At 73.0% G+C, this 17,061-nt stretch carries 14 protein-coding genes; 5 read left to right on the top strand and 9 right to left on the bottom strand.

What is annotated here, in order from left to right:
• Window positions 1-273: DUF3499 domain-containing protein (locus KDL01_RS44610; protein WP_212529610.1), on the bottom strand; the 273-nt coding region annotated here is incomplete at its 3' end.
• A gap of 157 nt (window positions 274-430) precedes the next feature.
• Here KDL01_RS44610 and KDL01_RS45270 point away from each other — a divergent pair.
• The gene (locus KDL01_RS45270; protein ID WP_307846382.1) at window positions 431-895 is read left to right on the top strand and encodes a metallopeptidase family protein; all 465 of its coding nucleotides are present in this window, start codon (window positions 431-433) and stop codon (window positions 893-895) included.
• A gap of 161 nt (window positions 896-1,056) precedes the next feature.
• Here KDL01_RS45270 and KDL01_RS17630 read toward each other — a convergent pair whose 3' ends face one another.
• From KDL01_RS17630 to KDL01_RS17620, 3 genes are all read right to left on the bottom strand, one after another.
• Window positions 1,057-2,640 carry a DUF5719 family protein gene (locus KDL01_RS17630; protein WP_212529609.1) on the bottom strand — a complete coding sequence of 528 codons (1,584 nt, stop codon included), beginning with the start codon at window positions 2,638-2,640 and terminating at the stop codon, window positions 1,057-1,059.
• Entirely contained in the window at window positions 2,637-6,839 is a 4,203-nt protein-coding gene (locus KDL01_RS44605; protein ID WP_212529608.1) for a glycosyltransferase, read from the bottom strand. Before KDL01_RS44605 ends, KDL01_RS17630 begins: the two co-directional genes overlap by 4 nt.
• A 240-nt stretch (window positions 6,840-7,079) precedes the next feature.
• Window positions 7,080-7,337 carry a WhiB family transcriptional regulator gene (locus tag KDL01_RS17620; protein WP_034267527.1) on the bottom strand — a complete coding sequence of 86 codons (258 nt, stop codon included), beginning with the start codon at window positions 7,335-7,337 and terminating at the stop codon, window positions 7,080-7,082.
• Window positions 7,338-7,938: 601 nt separating this feature from the next.
• On the opposite strand from KDL01_RS17620, the gene KDL01_RS17615 reads away from it, so the two are divergent.
• The 3 genes from KDL01_RS17615 (at window position 7,939) to KDL01_RS17605 (ending at window position 10,678) form a co-directional block, all read left to right on the top strand.
• Window positions 7,939-8,319 carry a hypothetical protein gene (locus KDL01_RS17615; protein ID WP_212529607.1) on the top strand — a complete coding sequence of 127 codons (381 nt, stop codon included), beginning with the start codon at window positions 7,939-7,941 and terminating at the stop codon, window positions 8,317-8,319.
• 80 nt (window positions 8,320-8,399) lie between these two features.
• Window positions 8,400-9,371: a 2-phospho-L-lactate transferase gene (gene cofD, locus KDL01_RS17610; RefSeq protein ID WP_212529612.1), complete on the top strand. Its 972-nt coding sequence runs from the start codon at window positions 8,400-8,402 to the stop codon at window positions 9,369-9,371.
• A complete protein-coding gene (locus KDL01_RS17605) occupies window positions 9,368-10,678 on the top strand; it encodes a coenzyme F420-0:L-glutamate ligase (protein ID WP_212529606.1) in 1,311 nt (436 codons plus the stop codon). Before cofD ends, KDL01_RS17605 begins: the two co-directional genes overlap by 4 nt.
• Before the next feature lie 27 nt (window positions 10,679-10,705).
• On the opposite strand, the gene KDL01_RS17600 is transcribed toward KDL01_RS17605, so the two are convergent.
• From KDL01_RS17600 to KDL01_RS17590, 3 genes are all read right to left on the bottom strand, one after another.
• Window positions 10,706-11,581, bottom strand: a complete 876-nt coding sequence (locus tag KDL01_RS17600; protein ID WP_212529605.1) for a DNA-3-methyladenine glycosylase family protein — start codon at window positions 11,579-11,581, stop codon at window positions 10,706-10,708.
• A 108-nt stretch (window positions 11,582-11,689) separates the two neighbouring features.
• Window positions 11,690-12,772, bottom strand: a complete 1,083-nt coding sequence (gene manB, locus KDL01_RS17595; RefSeq protein WP_246576571.1) for a mannose-1-phosphate guanylyltransferase — start codon at window positions 12,770-12,772, stop codon at window positions 11,690-11,692.
• Window positions 12,773-12,829: 57 nt separating this feature from the next.
• Window positions 12,830-14,464: a DUF2079 domain-containing protein gene (locus KDL01_RS17590; protein ID WP_212529603.1), complete on the bottom strand. Its 1,635-nt coding sequence runs from the start codon at window positions 14,462-14,464 to the stop codon at window positions 12,830-12,832.
• A gap of 107 nt (window positions 14,465-14,571) precedes the next feature.
• Here KDL01_RS17590 and KDL01_RS17585 point away from each other — a divergent pair, with 107 nt between their 5' ends.
• Window positions 14,572-15,330: a TIGR03089 family protein gene (locus KDL01_RS17585; protein ID WP_212529602.1), complete on the top strand. Its 759-nt coding sequence runs from the start codon at window positions 14,572-14,574 to the stop codon at window positions 15,328-15,330.
• 36 nt (window positions 15,331-15,366) lie between these two features.
• On the opposite strand, the gene KDL01_RS17580 is transcribed toward KDL01_RS17585, so the two are convergent.
• Both KDL01_RS17580 and KDL01_RS17575 read right to left on the bottom strand, forming a co-directional pair.
• Window positions 15,367-16,383 (bottom strand): glycosyltransferase family 2 protein, encoded by a 1,017-nt coding sequence (locus tag KDL01_RS17580; protein WP_212529601.1) that lies wholly within the window; start codon window positions 16,381-16,383, stop codon window positions 15,367-15,369.
• Between the two features lie 76 nt (window positions 16,384-16,459).
• Window positions 16,460-16,984 (bottom strand): acyl-CoA thioesterase, encoded by a 525-nt coding sequence (locus KDL01_RS17575; protein ID WP_438801964.1) that lies wholly within the window; start codon window positions 16,982-16,984, stop codon window positions 16,460-16,462.
• Between the last annotated feature and the right edge of the window lie 77 nt (window positions 16,985-17,061).

Below are 17,061 nucleotides of genomic sequence, written 5' to 3'. Positions count from 1 at the left end.
GCGGGCGGCCTCGCGCACGGCGATGGCCAGTGCTTCGAGGTCGTCGGTGGACGGGGCGCGGCGCCCGTTCTCCGGCGGGGAGAGTCTGACGATCTGCCAGCCGCGGGGCGCGGTCAGGCGCTCGGAGTGCTCGGCGCACAGGTCGTAGCAGTGCGGCTCGGCGAAGGTGGCGAGCGGCCCGAGGACCGCGGTCGAGTCCGCGTAGACGTAGGTCAGCGTGGCCACTGCCTGGCGACCACAGGCGGTGCGCGAACAGCGACGGACAAGACTCACGTGCGCGAGTGTATTGCGATAGGGGGCCGGGCGGCCATACGCCGCGCCCGTCGTTCTCGATGCACGGGCCCGTCCGCGCGCCCGGTGGCCCGGGGCCGGACCGCGTCCGGGGTAATGGCGCACGCCCAGCTGCGTCCGGTGTATTACTGTCGGTGGCGTGCACAGTAAGTCGGGATCGGCCACGCCGCCGCCGGGTCAGCCGGGCCAGCCGCGGCGGCGCAAGACGCGCGACCGCCGGGGGCGCGGCCTGCGCGGACCGCTGGCTCCGGCCGACCTTCCGCTCAGCCTGACCCGGGCGGAGAAGTTCGACGACCTGGTCCTGGACGCGGTGGAGCGGCTCGAGCAGCGCTGGCCGCAGCTGGCCGCGGTCGAGTTCGCGGTGGAGCAGGTGCCGCCGCCGGGGGCGGAGTACTGGTCGGCCGACCCGGTGCCGCTGGGCCGGGCGATCCGCGCGGCGCGCGGGGAGCCGGACCGGATCGTGGTCTACCGCCGCCCCACGGAGGTGCGGGCGGCGACGCAGGCCGAACTGGTGCCGCTGGTGTACGAGGTCGTGGTGGAGCAGGTGGCCGAGCTGCTCGGGCTGGACCCGGACGTGATCGACCCGGAGACGGACGAGGACTGAGCCGCGGGGGCGCACGCGCGGCCGTACGCCTCAGCCGGCGTGCCAGCCGTACGCTGACGGCCGGTCAGCCCGACGGCCCGTCAGCGCGGTGCTGACGGGCCGTCGGGGGCCCGGGGGCGCCGTATGGGCGCCGGGAGGGCCGGGGGTTGCCTGGTTCCTGCCTAGTTCTGCGGCACCAGTCCGGAGACGTCCTGGTCGACCGCCGGGATCGTCACCGTCTCGGCCGCGGTGCTCATCGACTGGATGGTCAGCTGGTGGCCGGTTCCGGCGATCCGGGCCGCGTACACGCTGCCGCTGACCGGGGTGACCGTGAGCGCGTAGTCCGAGGCGCCCTTGGGCGTGGTCAGCGGCTGGGCCACGGTGGTGCCGGCCGGGACCGTGACCGTGCTGGTGACGGGGGTGGGCGACTTGCCGTTGGGGGTCAGCGTGACCTTCACCGTCGCCGTGCTCGTGCCGGTGTTGGTGAGCGTGAGCACCGAGGCCAGCGGGTTGTCGGCCACGATGCCGTCGCCGGTCAGGGCCGAGACCGGGGTGATGTAGGCGGTGTCCTGGCCCGAGTTGTCGGACTGGGTGATCTCGACCTCGCCGACGACGTCGGTGGGGCCGTTGTCCCCGGTGACCGGCAGGCACTGGTTGGCCCCGCTGGAGGAGCCGCACACCTCGAGCGCGGCGTACTCCCCGGCGTTGGCGACCGTGCTCAGGTCCACCGTGGTGACCTTGCCCTCGTCGAGTTCGCCGGAGAACGAGCCGGTGGCCGGGGTGATGGTGGACTTGCCGACCCAGCGCAGCGACACCGAGGCGGGGCCGTCCGGGGCGAGCAGGCTCAGCTCGACCTTCTCGTTGTCCTCGGCCTGCGGGATGCCGGGCATCACCAGGGTGCTCGCGGCCTTCTGCGCGCCGATGAAGTCGCGGCCGCGGCCGGTGTTGTCGCCGTCGTAGTCGAGCACCGCCGCCGAGACGCGTCCGACCGTGGCCACCACGTGCACCGCGTAGGGCGCGTTCTGGTTGCCGGCCAGGGTGGAGATGAGCTCGTAGCTCTCGGAGCCGGCCGTGAGCGTCACGCCCTGCAGGGCGGTGGCGCTGTTGCCGGTCAGCGCGCCGTTGGTGGTGTAGACCGTGATGTTCACGCTGGCCGGGATGGAGTCCGCGTTCACCAGGTTGAGCAGGGCGAACGGGTCCTTGTCGGTGCCGAGGCCGGTGAACCAGAAGTCGGTGTCCGGGCTGCCGCAGTTCTCCGAGGCCACACCGGCCTCGGCGCCGGAGCCGCCGGCCAGCGACTCGGTGACGGTGAAGCCGGGGGCGTCGGGGCCGCTCACCTTGGCCACGACCGGGTCGGACGGGTCGTTGATGGAGAGCGAGGAGCCGCTGACGCCCTGGGCCGAGGCGAGCGTGCCCGGCGCGCCCGCGGTCAGGATGGTCTTGGACTGGCCGGAACTGCTCGACTGGGAGAGCTGGGTGACCGTCTCGACCGCGGTGCCGGTGCCGGCGACGGTGGTGGGGGTGAACGTGGTGATGTTCGTGTTCTTGAGGTCCTTGACCACCGGGCAGACGACTTCGGCGCTGTCCACCGGGCTGGTGGTGGCGCTCAGCGCGCTGTGCGCGGTGGACGCGGACGCGGCCGGGCGGGCGTAGCCGTAGCCGAGGCCCACCAGGATGGCGATGATGACGACGCCCGCCACCTGGATCCGCCGGCCGACGCCGGCGACCGGGCCGAGCCGGCTCTGCTTGGGCTGGTTCTCGCTCACCGGCCCCACCCTTCCTGACCGTGCTGCTGCTCAGACGGGCCGTATCCCGCCGGATACTGCTCGAACTCCGGGTACTGCTCGGCCTGCTCGGGCTGGGGTGCCTGCGGTGCCGGTGGTTCGCCGTACTGCTCGGAGTACTGCTGTTGCGGGTAGGGCTCGGCGTACGGGTCGTAGCCGCCCTGGTCGTAGCCCTGCTGCGGGTAGCCCTGCTGCTGCGGCTGGTCGTAACCGGTCTGCTGGTCGTAACCGGGCTGCTGCTCGTAGCCCTGCTGGTCGTAACCCTGCTGCTCGTAGCCGGACTGCTGCTGCGGGGCCGCGTCGTAGCCGTAGCCCTCGGCATATCCCTGCTGGCCGTAGCCCGGCTGCTGCGCGTAGGGCTCGTACGTGTCGTACTGCTGCTGCGGCTGCTCGTACGCGCCCGACTGCTCGTACGCGCCCGACTGCTCGTAGGCACCCGGCTGCTCGTAAGGCGCCTGCTGGTACTGCTGCCCGGGCTGCTCGTAGCCGTATCCGGCGGCAGTCTCCTGCTGTTCGTAGCCGTATTCGCCGCTCGGGTACGCGCCGCTGTCGTACTGCTCGGGCTCGATGAACGCCTCGGCCGTCTCGTACACAGGGGCCTGGTACGACCCGCTCTCGGTGAGCTGGCGCTCGTCGCCGTACTGCTGCGCCTCGGCGTACTGCCGCTCGCCGCCGTACTGCTGCGTCTCGTCCGCGTACGCGTCGTCGGTGTCGTAACCGGGCGCCTGGTACGCGCCGTATCCGGCCTCGTACGCCGGCGCCTGGTAGCTCTCCGCGGCCGGGGCCTGCGCCTGGGCGGGCATCACCACGGCGGGCTCGGGCTCGCGCGCGGGCCTGGGCTCCTCGAACTGCGGCTCGGGCTCCTCGGCTTCGCGGGTCCGGCTGCGCCGGCCGAGCCGGGCCTGCTCGGCCTCGTTCTCCTCGGCCGCCTCGGCGTACACGTCCTCCTCGTCCGGCTCGTCCTCGGGACGGCGGCCGAAGGGCAGCGCCATGATCAGCGCCGCGGCGAACAGCACGGCCTCGCCGATCAGCCAGATCGAGTGGGTGTAGGACTGGTAGCCGATCGTGATCGTGCCCGGGTCGCCCGAGATCGACCAGGCCTGCAGGCCGTCGGACCGGCTGACCGGGGTCAGCGTCTGACCGTCCTCCTTGGCGGTCCAGCCGCCGTCGGCCTGCTCGGCCAGCACCAGTACCCGGCCGCTCGCGCCGCCGGCCACCTGCACCGAGGCGGCCACGTCCTGCGAGCAGGCGGTGTTCGGGCCGGTCGGCGCGGTGCCGTTGCACGCGTACGCCAGGGTGACCGCGTCACCCTTGGCGTCCTGCAGCATGACCCGGCCGACGCCGCCGTTGACCTGCCAGTACTCGGAGCCGCCGGCGTTGCTCGAGGTGCCGAGGGCCTGCTCGGTCAGCCCCGAGGTGGCGTTGAGCGCGCGCTCGATGCCGACCGGCACGGACGAGGACGCCCAGACGTAGCCGATGTCGAGGTCGGCCAGGCCCTGCGCCGCGTCGCCCCCGCTACCCGAGAGCAGCTTGCCGACGAGCGTGTCGAGCTGGGTGTTCTCGGACGAGGTGAGGCGGATGTCGGCCAAGCCGAGGGAGGCGCCGGAGCCGCGGGCGATGGAGTAGGCGACGGTGCCGTTCGCACCGCCGGTCAGAGTCAGCGTGCGCAGCTGGCCGGGGCCGAGGTCCTCGGCCGCGAGGTACTGCGGCAGGCCCGCGTTGACCCGGCCGATCGGGCCGGCCGCGCCGTGCAGCAGCCACCAGCCGCCGGCGGCCGCGGGGAAGAGCACCGCGGCGCCGGTCACCAGCACGGTCAGCGGCTGGCGCCAGCCGAACTCGGCGCCCGCGATCCGCTCCCGCGCGCCCTCGGCGCCGACCACGGTCGCGGTGATCAGGCCGAAGCCGAGCAGCGCGACCGACACTCCGGGCCACGGCACCACGGCCAGGGCCGAGCCGGACGGGGTGACCGTCATGCGGGTGAGCACGAGAGCCGAGAAGTAGCCGAGCAGGGTGACCATCCACGCGGAGACCACCACCCGGCGGCGGGTGCCGCGCAGCAGCGCGGCCAGCGCGGTCAGCAGCAGTCCGGCGCCGAACCAGTACGGGTAGGTGCCCGGGCCGCCCGGGTCGCCGAGCAGCAGGCCGAGCGAGGTCGGGGCGGGCGAGGACAGGCCGTAGCCGGAGGCGCCGATCTCGACCAGGAAGTCGCCCGGGTGCTTGATCAGGGTGAGCGACCAGGGGGAGAGCACCACCATCGGGGTGGCCAGGATGACGCCCATCCGGATCGCCACCACGAGCACGTTCGACCGGGCCCGCCAGCCCACGGTCACCAGCGAGATCAGGCCGACGAAGGCGGCGAGCAGCCACACCACCGGCGCGAACGCGGTGGCCAGCAGCAGCAGGAAGCCGCAGGTCCAGGCGGAGCGGGTGGACCCGACCCGGCCCGGGCCGCCGACCGCGTTGGCCGCGCTGGTGACGATCAGCGGCAGCACCGCCACCGCCACCGCTGAGCCGAGCCGGCCGGTGGCGATCGCGCCGAGGGAGACGGCGAGCAGGCCGTAGGCGTAGCCGCCCCACAGCCGCAGCACGTGCGAGTCGGTGATCCGGCGGAAGGCGTAGGAAGCGCTCAGGCCGGCCAGCGGGACCGAGCCGAGCAGCAGGACCAGCACGGCCAGGCTGGCCTTGCCGAACAGGATCGTGCTCAGCAGCGCGACCAGGCCGACGTACGCGGGGGCGGTGGCGTTGGTGCCCAGGCCCACCCCGTGCCAGCCGGCCAGGTACTCGTGCCACAGGTCCGAGGCGCCGCCCGGGGTGGGCAGCAGCGCGCCGCCGGCCAGGCTGCCGCCGAACAGCAGGCTGTGTCCGGCGATCAGCGCGACGGCGCTCAGACCGAGGCCGACCGCGACGATCGGCTGGCGCAGCAGCTTCTTGATGACGGCCAGCGAGTCGGTCTCGAGGGACTCGGACTCCTCGGAGACCGGGCCCGTCTCGGCCGAGCCGTGCCGGGAGGCGGTGACCCCGCCGTCGAGGGCGGCGTCGCCCCGGATCTGGGTCCAGATGGAGTCGATCGCGGCCCGGCTCAGCGCCCAGCGCGGGGGCATCAGCTGGGCGACCTCGAGCGGGTCGGCCTCGCGGGTCTTGCGTCGGGCCGCGCGGCCCCGCAGTATCCGGTCCGGCCGGGCGGCGAAGCCGAGCATGGCGAACAGCTCGTCCGAGGCCTTGCCCGGACTCTTGGCGATCAGGTGGCCGAGCACCCGGAAGAAGGTGCCCACCAGCAGGCGCAGGTACAGCCCCGGCCAGAACAGGCTGGGCCGGTTGACCGCGACGGTGTAGAGCGCGTGGGCCCGGTCGAGCAGGTGCGGCCGGTTGGGTCCGGCGTCCACCCGGCGCCGCTCGCGCGCGGCGGCCTCGGCGTGCCGGATGACCGCCTCGGGGGCGACGAGCACCTTGTAGCCGGCGTTGTTGGCCCGCCAGCAGAAGTCGAGGTCGTCGCGGAAGAGCGAGACGGCGCGGTCGAAGCCCTTGAGCGTGTCCCACACGTCCCGGCGCACCAGCATGCCGGCCGAGCCGACCGAGAGCACCGGGCGTACTTCGTCGTACTGGCCCTGGTCGTGCTCACCGCGCTCGAGTCCGGTCCAGCGCCGGCCGTTGCTGGCCACGGTGACGCCGACCTCGAGCAGCTGGCGCTTGTCATACCAGCCGTGCACCTTGGGGCCGACGACGGCGACCTGCTCCTGCGGGTGCGCCTCGGCGTATTCCTCGGCGGTCAGCAGCAGCTGGCCGAGGCAGTCGGCGGAGGGGGCGGAGTCGTCGTGCAGCAGCCAGACCCACTCCACCGGGGCGGGCGCGTCGTAGCCGAACTCGTCGTAGCCGACCGGCGCGGAGTTCTTCAGACCGAAGGCCACGGCGGAGCCGTAGCCGGTGGAGCGCTTGCGCTCGAGCACGGCGTCCGGCCCGAGCGCGGAGCGCAGCAGGTCGGCGGAGCGGTCGCGGGAACCGGTGTCCACGGCGACGACGCGCTGGACCGGCCGCTGCTGGCCGAGTAGCGCGTCGAGCACGGCGGGCAGCCAGCGCTCGCCGTCGTGGCTGACCAAGACGGCCGTGACGACGTGGCGGCGCAGCGCCTCGTGCGGGTTTGCTGCGGACGCGCGGATGCGCGGCGGCGGTGCGAACTGTGACATACGAGGCCCGGGTCTCGACGGCGGTTGACACCCCAGCTTCCGCGCGATCCGCGCGGAGCGGCGGTTGCCTCACCCTAGTAGAAGAACCCGGAAACCGGGGCTGGGCCGGGCATATTGTCCTCATTCATCGGCATATCCGACGTCTGGCCGTGACCAAACCAGGACATGCGCGTCGGGACCGGCGCCGCTCCGGCCGACCCGGCGCCGGCCGGGCCGTCCGGCCGGCCCGCCGAAGCGGGCCTAGGCGGCCTTCTTCTTGAGCCGTCGGCGTTCACGTTCGGAAAGCCCGCCCCAGATGCCGAACCGCTCGTCGTGCGCGAGCGCGTACTCCAGGCACTCGGCCTTGACCTCGCAGGCCAGGCACACGCGCTTGGCCTCACGGGTGGAGCCGCCCTTCTCCGGAAAGAAGGACTCAGGGTCGGTCTGCGCGCACAGCGCACGCTCCTGCCAGCTGATCTCCTCGTCGAAACCGCCGAACAGCGGGAAGACCTCGGTCATCGTCCTCGCCTCCCGTCCTCGTCCGTTCTCGTCGTGCTCCGGGCCGATGCGCGCCATAACGCCACCGCTCGCCACCCGCCCTCGAAGACCACTCTTGGTGACGGGTCGTCACATTCCGGTGGTCTGAGGGAAATTACACGCGCGTCGTTCCCAGGGCGTCAAGCCGCGATCTGATAGCGGAGGCCTGATTCACTCGGAGGGAGCAGCGGGGAGCGGGCCGCCGGGCCCGGCGAAGGCGCGGCGCCACCTGCGGCGCCGTGACGGGCGCGGAAACCCGGGTCCAAAGCAGTTGCCGGAATCAATTGCACCCATACGAGTGAACAACCATTTGTCGACTCGCCGTTCGGCACCGAGTGGATCCGCGCATCCGCATCCGCCGCGGCGGCGTTGCGTGCTAGCCTCTACGCATCATGAGCGAGCGGTATGCCCTTTTCGCCGGACGCGCGGCCGATCGGCCGACGCGCGGCGCGAGCATGCCCGCCGTGAGTTTCGCCAGCTTCCCCAGCTGTTGTCGTCGCTGTAGCTGACCCGTCCGGGCGCAGGCGCGTGGACGGGATCCTCCCCCGCGATCAGCCGGCCACTCCAGACGGGAACTCCGCGCATGTCCGCGTTCACCTTCGCGAACACCTCCGCTCTCGCCCCCACCATCACGCCCGACCTCGCCGCGGTGCTGCACGACGCGCAGCCGCACCCGCAGCTCGGCCCGGTGCGGGCGCCCGCGGCGAGCTCGGCCCGGCTCGGCAAGGCGGCCGCGGCGATCGCGGCGTCCCTGGCCGCGGAGTCCGCCGCCGGGGCTGGAGCCGACGAGGCCGAGCTGATCATGCTGCGCGCCGCGTACCTGCTGCCCCCCGGCACCCGCGCCCGGGTGCACCGGGCCGGCCCCGAGGGCGTGCTGGTCCTCGCCCCCTCGGCCCGGCCCCGGGCGGTCGCGGCGGTCGGGCCCGGCCTGTACGTGGTGGTGGAGGCCACGGCCGAGGGCTGACCCGAGATCCGACCCGAGATCCGGCCCGAGATCTGACGCGGCATAAGGTGGCCTAAGCTCGAAGCGTGAACACCAGCGGAATGAAGATCACGGTGCTGGCCGGCGGGGTCGGCGGAGCGCGTTTCCTCGAGGGTCTGCTCGCGGCCGCGCCGGAGGCCGAGGTGACGGTGGTCGGGAACGTCGGGGACGACATCACCCTGCACGGCCTGCGCGTGTGCGCGGACCTGGACACGGTGATGTACACGCTCGGCGGCGGCATCCACCCGGAGCAGCGCTGGGGGCGCGAGGACGAGAGCTTCGGGGTGGCCAGGGAGCTGGCCGAGTACGGCGTGGGCCCGGACTGGTTCACCCTCGGGGACAAGGACATCGCCACCCACCTGGTGCGCACGCAGATGCTCGAGGCCGGCTACCCGCTCTCCGCGGTGACCGAGGCGCTGTGCGCTCGCTGGAAGCCGGGGGTGCGGCTGCTGCCGGCTACCGACGACCGCGCCGAGACGCACGTCGTGCTCGAGGACGCCGAGGGGCGCCGGGCCGTGCACTTCCAGGAGTACTGGGTGCGCCTGCACGCCCCGGCCGCCCGGGAGATCGTGTTCGTGGGCGCCGACGAGGCCAAGCCGGCCCCCGGGGTGCTCGAGGCGATCGCCGCCGCGGACGTGGTGCTGCTGCCGCCGTCCAACCCGGTCGTCTCGATCGGCTCGATCCTGGCCGTGGGCTCCGGCCTGCCCGGCGGCGGGATCCGCGGCGCCCTCACCGCGGCCTCGGCCCCGGTGGTGGGGCTTTCCCCGATCATCGGCGACGCTCCGGTGCGCGGCATGGCGGACAAGGTGCTGGCCGCGGTGGGCGTGCGGACCAGCCCGTCCGCGGTGGCGGCGTACCACGGGGCCGACCTGCTCGACGGCTGGCTGGTGCACGAGACCGACGCCGCGCACGTCGAGGCGGTCGAGCAGGGCGGCATCGCCTGCCGCGCCATCCCGCTGCTGATGACGGATCGGGAGACGACCGCGGCGATGGCCCGCACGGCCCTGGAGTTCGCGGCGGAGCTGGCCCGATGAGCGGCGCCGCGATCACCGTCCTGCCGGTCGCCGGGCTGCCCGAGGTGCGCCCGGGCGAGGACCTCGCCGCGCTGATCGGCGAGGCGTGCGAGCTGGCCGAGGGCGACATCCTGGTGGTCACCTCGAAGATCGTCTCGAAGGCGGAGAACCGGCTGCGCCGGGCCGCGGACCGGGAGGCGGCGATCGACGAGGAGAGCGTGCGCCTGGTCGCCCGCCGGGAGAACCTGCGGATCGTGGAGAACCGGCTCGGCCTGGTCATGGCCGCGGCCGGGGTGGACGCCTCGAACACCGAGCCCGGCACGGTGCTGCTGCTGCCCGAGGACCCGGACCGCAGCGCCCGGGAGCTCTCGGACGCCCTCGCCCGCGCGTACGGCGTGCGGGTCGGGGTGATCGTCTCCGACACCTTCGGCCGGGTATGGCGGGCCGGGCTGGTCGACCAGGCCATCGGCGCGGCGTATCTGATGCCGGTTCAGGACCTGCGCGGCGCCCGCGACTCGCACGGCAACGAACTCGCGGTGACCGTGACGGCCTGGGCGGACGAGCTGGCCTCGGCCGGCGAACTGGTCAAGGGCAAGCTCGGCGGCGTGCCGGTGGCGGTGGTGCGTGGGCTGTCCGCGCTGGTGACCGCGGACCCGGGCCCCGGCGCGAAGGCGTTGCTGCGGCCGAGCGAGCAGGACCTGTTCTCCTTGGGCACGGCCGAGGCGCGTGCGCTGGGCCGGTCCGAGGCGGTGGCCGCCCGACGCACCATCAGATCCTTCACCGACGAGCCGGTGTCCGTGGACGCGGTCGAGCGCGCCGTCGCCGCGGCCGTCACCGCGCCCGCACCGCACCACACCACGCCGTGGAGCTTCGTCGAGGTACGCACCCCGGAGGTGCAGAAGCGGCTGCTGGACGCGATGCTCGAGAACTGGATCGCCGACCTGCGAGCGGACGGCTTCAGCGAGACTGCGATCGTGCGCCGCACCCGCCGCGGCGACGTCCTGCGCGGCGCCCCCGTGCTGCTCGTGCCCTGCCTGACGATGGAGGGCTCGCACACCTACCCGGACGCCCGGCGCAACGGCTTCGAGCGGGAGATGTTCCTGGTCTCCACCGGCGCCGCGATCGAGAACCTGCTGGTGACGCTGGCCGTGGAGGGACTGGGCGCGGCCTGGATCTCCTCGTCCATGTTCTGCCGCCCGACCGTGCGCGCGGTACTCGACCTGCCCGAGCACTGGGATCCGATGGGCTGCGTCGCGGTGGGCCATCCGGCCGCCCCCGCGCCGGACCGGACGCCGCGCGACGTGCAGGGCTTCCTGCTGCGGCGCTGAAGGCGCCTGCGGCTAAGGCGGCTGCGATTAACGCTTCTGCAGCAGCAGTCTGACGGCCCGTTGGCGATGCGGGCCGAAGGGTTCGAGCAGCGCCAGCATCTTCGCGTCGTCGTACGACCGGTCCGCCGGGTCGCCCAGCAGCCCGCAGATCAGCCGGGGCAGGTGCAGGTCGCCGACGCTGACCAGGTCGGGCGCGCCGTGGCTGCGCTGGAGCGTCTCGGCGGCGGTCCACGGGCCGATGCCCTGGATCGTCTGGAGCTTGGCGGCCGCCTCGTCCACCGGCAGCGCGGCCAGCCGCTCGATCGCGGCCGCGCGCTGGCAGGCGCGGATGACGGTCTCGGCGCGCTTGCCGTCCACCTCGGCCCGACGCCACTCCCAGGACGGGATCATCATCCAGGCCCGCGGCGTCGGGGGGACCCGCAGGCCGCGCGGCAACTCCTGCGGACCGGGGGCCGCGGTGCCGTAGCGGTAGACCAGCTGCCGCCACGCGTCGTGCGCGGAGGTGGTGGTGACCTTCTGCTCCAGGATCGAGGGGATCAGCGACTGGAGCACCTGGCCGCAGCGGGAGAGTCGGAACTGCGGGCGGCGCCGGTGCGCGTCGGCGAGCAGCGGGTGCCGGGCCGCCACCTCGGCGAAGCCGGTCAGGTCGTCGTGCGCGCCGAGCAGCGCGGGGCCCTGCTCGAGCAGCCAGTGCGCACCCGGACCCCAGGCCGTGAGCTCCACCTCGTCGTTCTCGCGCGGCCGCACCCGCAGCGTGCCAGGGCCCTGCACCGTCAACGCGGTGCGCCAGACCGCGCGCACCGGACCGTCGTCGGGGCCGTACTCGACCCGGTGTGTCGGGTCGGCGGCGCCGTGCCGCTGCATCCGCAGCGTCCGGGCGATCTGGGCGGGTACGCCCGTCACGACGACCGAGGCGGCGTCCGCCTCGCCCGTCGTGACGATCGGGGCCTGCGGCGCGGCGGTGCGCTGCGCCGGAAGCAGGGTCCTGGAGTGGATCGGGGAGCCCGCCGCTCAGCTCGGGTCGTGGCTGAAGCGCACGGAGGAGTCCGGGATGACGGCGTCGCAGGACACGCGCACACCCTGGAGCAGTTCGTTGCCTGCGCCGACGCTCGCGCCGTCGCCCACGACGACGCCCTCGAGCACCGTGCCGGCACCGATCCGGGCACCGCGCCCGACGATCGAGTCGCGCAGCACCGCGCCCTCGCCGACGGACGAGCCGGCGCCGAGCACCGAGCCGTACACGGCGGCGTCGGCCGCGACCCGCGCGCCCTGTCCGACCGTGCTGCCCGCGCCCAGCTTCACCGACTCGGCCACCTCGGCGCCGTCCAGCACCAGGGCCTCCGGATAGCGCGGGCAGGTGGACTCGGGCACCGCGGGCGAGGTGATCGCGCCGAGCACCAGGTCCGCCGAGCCGCGCACGAACGCGCCAGGGGTGCCGAGGTCGAGCCAGTAGCTCTGCTCCACCACGCCGAGCACCTTCGATCCCGCGGCCAGCAGGCCGGGGAAGGTCTCGCGCTCGACCGAGACCCGGCGGCCGGTCGGGATGCCGTCGATGATCTCGCGGCGGAAGACGTAGCAGCCCGCGTTGATCTGGTCGGTGACGATGTCCTCGGGGCGCTGCGGCTTCTCCCGGAACGCGGTGACCCAGCCGTCACGGTCGGTCGGCACGAGCCCGAAGGCGCGCGGGTCGGCCACCTTGGTCAGGTGCAGCGTCACGTCGGCGCCGCGGGTCTCGTGCTCGGCGAGCAGGGCGGCGAGATCCATACCGGAGAGGATGTCCGAGTTGAAGATCATCACCGGGTCGCCGGGTGCGCTCTGCAGCCGGTCGGCCACGTTCCGGATGGCGCCGCCGGTGTCGAGCGGCTCGACCTCCTGGACGTACTCCATCTCGAGCCCGAAGCGCGAGCCGTCGCCGTAGTACTCCTCGAACACCTCCGGCTTGTAGGCGGTGGCGAAGACGATGCGTGTGATCCCGGCGGCTTTCGCCCGCGTCAGCATGTGGCTGAGGAACGGTACACCGGCGACCTCGAGCATCGGCTTCGGCGTGTTGACAGTGAGCGGGCGCAGTCGGGTTCCCTTGCCCCCGACCAGCATGATCGCTTCAGCCACGGTACGAAGTCTTCCTAGTCGGGGCGTTACTTCGGCCCATGCTTACGGATGATGGTAAACAAATACCTGGTTGGAACTGAACACTAGCTGATAGCCGTCGGCCTCCAACCAGTGTGCCCGAGCCAGTTCGACGGCCGGGCCGCTGAACGGGTACGAAACTGTAGCGGTCTGAAGCACCACCCACGGACAGCCGCGCGGAACGGCGTCGAGCAGCAGCACTTCGGTCCGGCTGCTGAGGTGGGGGGCGATGTCGTTGTCCGCCTCCACACACCCGGCGTCGGACGGTACCTGGTTAATTGCCCGGTTCGCGGCCACGGTGAACGCGTTCGCCCGCCACGCGTTCGGAAACAGGACGGAACCGAGTGGCATGGGGCTCTGAAAGACCATCAGCACCGCGCACACCAGGACCGCTCCGGACCAGCCAAGGACCCAGCGCCCGGCGGTGCGCGCCGCCGGTTCGGCCGCCGGCGCCCGGCGCTCGCGCAGCCGGGCGACCAGCGCCCACAGCCGCACCACGCCGTCCACCGCGGCCGTGGTCAGGATGACCGCGAGGAAGGCGTTGTAGTGCTGGTCGGTGCGCCAGTGTTCGGGTTTGCTGGAGAAGGCCCGCTCGAGCAGGAGCGGCAGGGCCAGCACGCTCAGCGGCGAGAGCAGGCAGCAGAACAGCAGCGGCCAGAGCAGGAAAAGCAGCGTGTGCACCTTGTCGGCGGGCCGGCTCGCGATGTCGAAGGCGTAGACCGGGTCCGAGATGATCTTCCACACGGCCGAGGGCAGGTTCGGGCCGAGCTGATCGTAATACCAGTAGTAGCCGGGCCTTGCGCCGAACGCGGGCAGCCACCACCGTTCGATCGCCACCGCCGCGACCACCCCGACGAGCGCGAGCACGGCCCCGGTCACCCGCCGGCGCCGGTCCCGGTCCCGGTTGCACATCAGCAGCAGTCCGAACGCCGCGACGACGTAGCCGCAGTCCTCCTTGACCAGCAGCAGCCCGAGCGCGCAGGCGATCGCCACGCGCAGGTGGCCGGCCTGGTAGCGCTCGATCATGATCGCGCTGAGCAGCACGAAGAACCCGACCTCGTGGAACCCGGCCTGACTGGCCATCTGCAACGGCCAGCTGATCCCGAACGAGACCGCGACCAGGTAGGCCACCCGCACCGCGTACCGGTCCGGCGCGATCCCGCGCACGGCGCGGCGGGTGAAGGCCCACACGCTCGGCACCGCCGCGCCGAACAGCAGCGCCTGGGCGATCAGCAGCACCATCGGGCTGTTCCAGATCCAGTACAGCGGCGCGGCCAGGGCCAGGATCGGGGAGAAGTGGTCGCCCAGGATCGAGAAGGTGTGTCCGTACCCGGGAATCACCTGGGCCGCGTCGTGCACGTCCTTGAGCACGGAGACCGGCATGTGCCCGTGCGCGTAGTTGCGGATCGCCTGGTCGAAGATGACCAGGTCGTACGCGCCCATGTAGTACTGCTTGAACTGCTGGATCCCGAGCGCGCCCTGCAGTACGGCCGTCATCAGCGCCACCGCGCCCACGCCCCACAGGTGCCGCCGGCCCCGAAGCGCGCGCGGCCACGGCCGACGCGGCAGCCGCCCGACGACGGCCTCGCCGGTCTCGGCCGGCGCGTCCGTCCCCGGGTGGCTCGCCTCGCCGTCGACCTTCAGATTGGCCTCAGTCACGCGCCACAGCCTAAGGGTTCGTTCAGCCTGGCGAGCCGGGCGGGAGGCCGGGTTCGCCCGCCGGGAGATCAGGGCCGGTCGCGGCGGGGTCTCGGTAGGCTTGGCCCATGGCTATGGCTTCCGCGGTACCCGGCGATCTGGCGGCACTCTGGCGTTCCCGGGTGGCCGCCAACGGTCCGCGCCCGTTCCTGACCTTCCACGACTTCGGCACCGGCGAACGGGTCGAGCTGTCCTACGCGACGATGGACAACTGGCTCTCGAAGACCGGCAACCTGATCCAGGACGAGCTCATGGCCGACCCGGGCAGCCGGTTCCTGCTGGCCGCGCCGCCGCACTGGATGACGGCCGTGTGGGGGCTGGCGCCGCTGCTGTGCTCCGCGGTCCTCGCACCCTGGGGCGACGCGGCCCGCGCCCGGTTCGCAGTGGCCGGACCCGCCGACGCAGAGCTCGACTACGCTCGTGCCTGCCGCGGCGAACGCTACGCCCTTTCGCTGCTCCCGCTCGGCCGCCCGTTCCCCGACGTGCCCGCGGGCTTCCTGGACTACGTGGCCGAGGTGCGCGCGCACGGCGACCGGTTCTCCCCGCTGGACCCGCCGAACGCCGACGTCCCGGCCCTGGCCACCGCCGACGGGGCCGCCCTGACGCATCGTGAGCTGCTCGAGACCGCCGCCGAGGCCGCGGCGAAGTACCCCGAGGGCGCCCGCCTGCTGATCTCGACCGAGCACACCTCCGCCGACGCCGAGGGCCTGATCTCCTGGCTGTACGCGCCGCTCGTCTCCGGCGGCTCCGTCGTGCTGGCCCGCGGCGGGGACGAGGCCCGGCTCGAGCGCCTCGCCGAGGTCGAGCGGGCCGAGCGCGTACGGTAGCGGGTTTCCGCTGTCGAGACGTCGGGCGCCGGACGGCTACAGCGTCGAGCGGTAGAGCGCCTTGGGCGAGGTCAGAAAGCCCCAGCCCCAGGCGAAGTGCATCGTCGCCAGCACCAGCGGCAGGCGCCAGCGCACTGCCGCGTCCTGCCCCCGGCTCTCCCGCAGCGACCCGAGCCCGATCCCGAGCAGGTAGCCGACCGGCGGCAGGAATCCGACGGCCAGCCAGGGCACGGTGGCGAAGGAGATCAGTCCGAGCACCGTCCCGAGCACGACCGCGAGCACCGCGATCGGCGGCGCCAGGTAGCGCAGGCTGGCCGTGCCGGCGTGGGTGCGCATCACCACGCGGCGCCAGCGGCCGTAGTCGAAGTACTGCCTGGCCAGGGTTCGTACGCTCGGCCGCGGCCGGTAGGTGACGTGCAGTTCGGGCGAGAAGTAGACCAGGCCCCCGTCCTCGCGGATGCGGTGGTTCAGCTCCCAGTCCTGCGCCCGGATGAAGGCCTCGTTGTAGCCGCGCTGCTTCTCCAGCACCTCGCGCCGGAACACGCCCAGGTACACCGTCTCGGCCGGACCCGCTTCGCCGCCGGTGTGGAACTTCGCGTTGCCCACGCCCAGCTTCGAGGTCATCGCCACCGCGACGGAGCGTTCGAACACGCTCTGGCCCTCGGCGTGCATCACCCCGCCCACGTTCGCCGCACCGGTCTCGGCCAGCAGCCGCACCGCCGTGCGCAGGTAGCCGGGGGCCAGCAGGCCGTGCCCGTCCACCCGCACGACCAGTTCGTACCGGCTCGCCGCGATCGCGGCGTTGAGCCCGGCCGGGGTCTTGCCGGTCGGGTTCGGCACCGTGCGCACCCGTGCGTCCGCGGCGCACAGTCCGGCCGCGATCTCGTCGGTGCGGTCCTTCGAGGGGCCGAGAGCGATGACGAGTTCGATCTCGCCCGGGTAGTCCTGGCTCAGGATGTGCCGAACCGCCTCGGCCAGGTGCCGCTCCTCGTCGAGTACCGGCATGATCACGGAGATCGAGGGCTGCGGAGTCAGATGCGCGTTGTCGTCCATGGCGAGACGGACAATAGCGGGCCGAGGCGGCCGCGGGCCATCCCTCGTCCGGGCAGCGCCCCGCCGAGGCCGGCGCTCAGACGCCCGGTTCTCCCTTGCGCGACTGGGCGATCGCGGTCCGTCGGGCCAGCCGGTGCTCGCGCCGGATCGTCGCCTCGTGGAAGCGGCGCTCGTCCTCGGCGGACTCCAGCCGCAGCGGCGGCACCGAACGCGGCTTGCCCTCCGCGTCGATCGCGACGAAGGCCAGGAACGCGGTGGCCACGTGCACCGGAGTACGGTCCGGCACGTTCCAGGGCTCTGCCTCCACCCGCACCCCGACCTCCATCGAGGTGCGTCCGGTCCAGTTCACCTGCGCGTAGGTGTGCACCAGGTCCCCGACGTGCACCGGGAAGCGGAAGAGCATCTCGTCCATGGCCGCGGTGACGGCCGGCCCGAGGCTGTGCCGGGTGGCGACGAGTCCGGCGACGTCGTCGACCAGCTTCATCATCACCCCGCCGTGCACCGTGCCGAGGAGGTTCACGTCGGCCTGCGTCATGATGCGGCTGAGCGCGATGCGGGAGACCGCCGGGGATACCGGGTCGAGACTGCTCATGCCCCCCATGATCGCACCTCACCGTCGGATCTCCCCGGCGGCCCTCCCGGCGTCCTATGCTGCCCGCAGGGCTCCGCCGGGCCGCC

The organism is Actinospica durhamensis, from assembly GCF_018139695.1.
Taxonomy (GTDB): Bacteria; Actinomycetota; Actinomycetes; order Streptomycetales; family Catenulisporaceae; genus Actinospica; species Actinospica durhamensis.
This window is presented reverse-complemented; position numbering and strand designations above follow the sequence as displayed.

Coding starts and splice junctions, on each gene's coding strand:
- KDL01_RS44605 (WP_212529608.1), bottom strand. CDS start 6,839: ATGTCACAGTTCGCACCGCCGCCGCGCATCCGCGCGTCCGCAGCAAAC.
- KDL01_RS17620 (WP_034267527.1), bottom strand. CDS start 7,337: ATGACCGAGGTCTTCCCGCTGTTCGGCGGTTTCGACGAGGAGATCAGC.
- KDL01_RS17615 (WP_212529607.1), top strand. CDS start 7,939: ATGTCCGCGTTCACCTTCGCGAACACCTCCGCTCTCGCCCCCACCATC.
- cofD (WP_212529612.1), top strand. CDS start 8,400: ATGAAGATCACGGTGCTGGCCGGCGGGGTCGGCGGAGCGCGTTTCCTC.
- KDL01_RS17605 (WP_212529606.1), top strand. CDS start 9,368: ATGAGCGGCGCCGCGATCACCGTCCTGCCGGTCGCCGGGCTGCCCGAG.
- manB (WP_246576571.1), bottom strand. CDS start 12,772: ATGCTGGTCGGGGGCAAGGGAACCCGACTGCGCCCGCTCACTGTCAAC.
- KDL01_RS17585 (WP_212529602.1), top strand. CDS start 14,572: ATGGCTATGGCTTCCGCGGTACCCGGCGATCTGGCGGCACTCTGGCGT.
- KDL01_RS17580 (WP_212529601.1), bottom strand. CDS start 16,383: ATGGACGACAACGCGCATCTGACTCCGCAGCCCTCGATCTCCGTGATC.
- KDL01_RS17575 (WP_438801964.1), bottom strand. CDS start 16,984: ATGGGGGGCATGAGCAGTCTCGACCCGGTATCCCCGGCGGTCTCCCGC.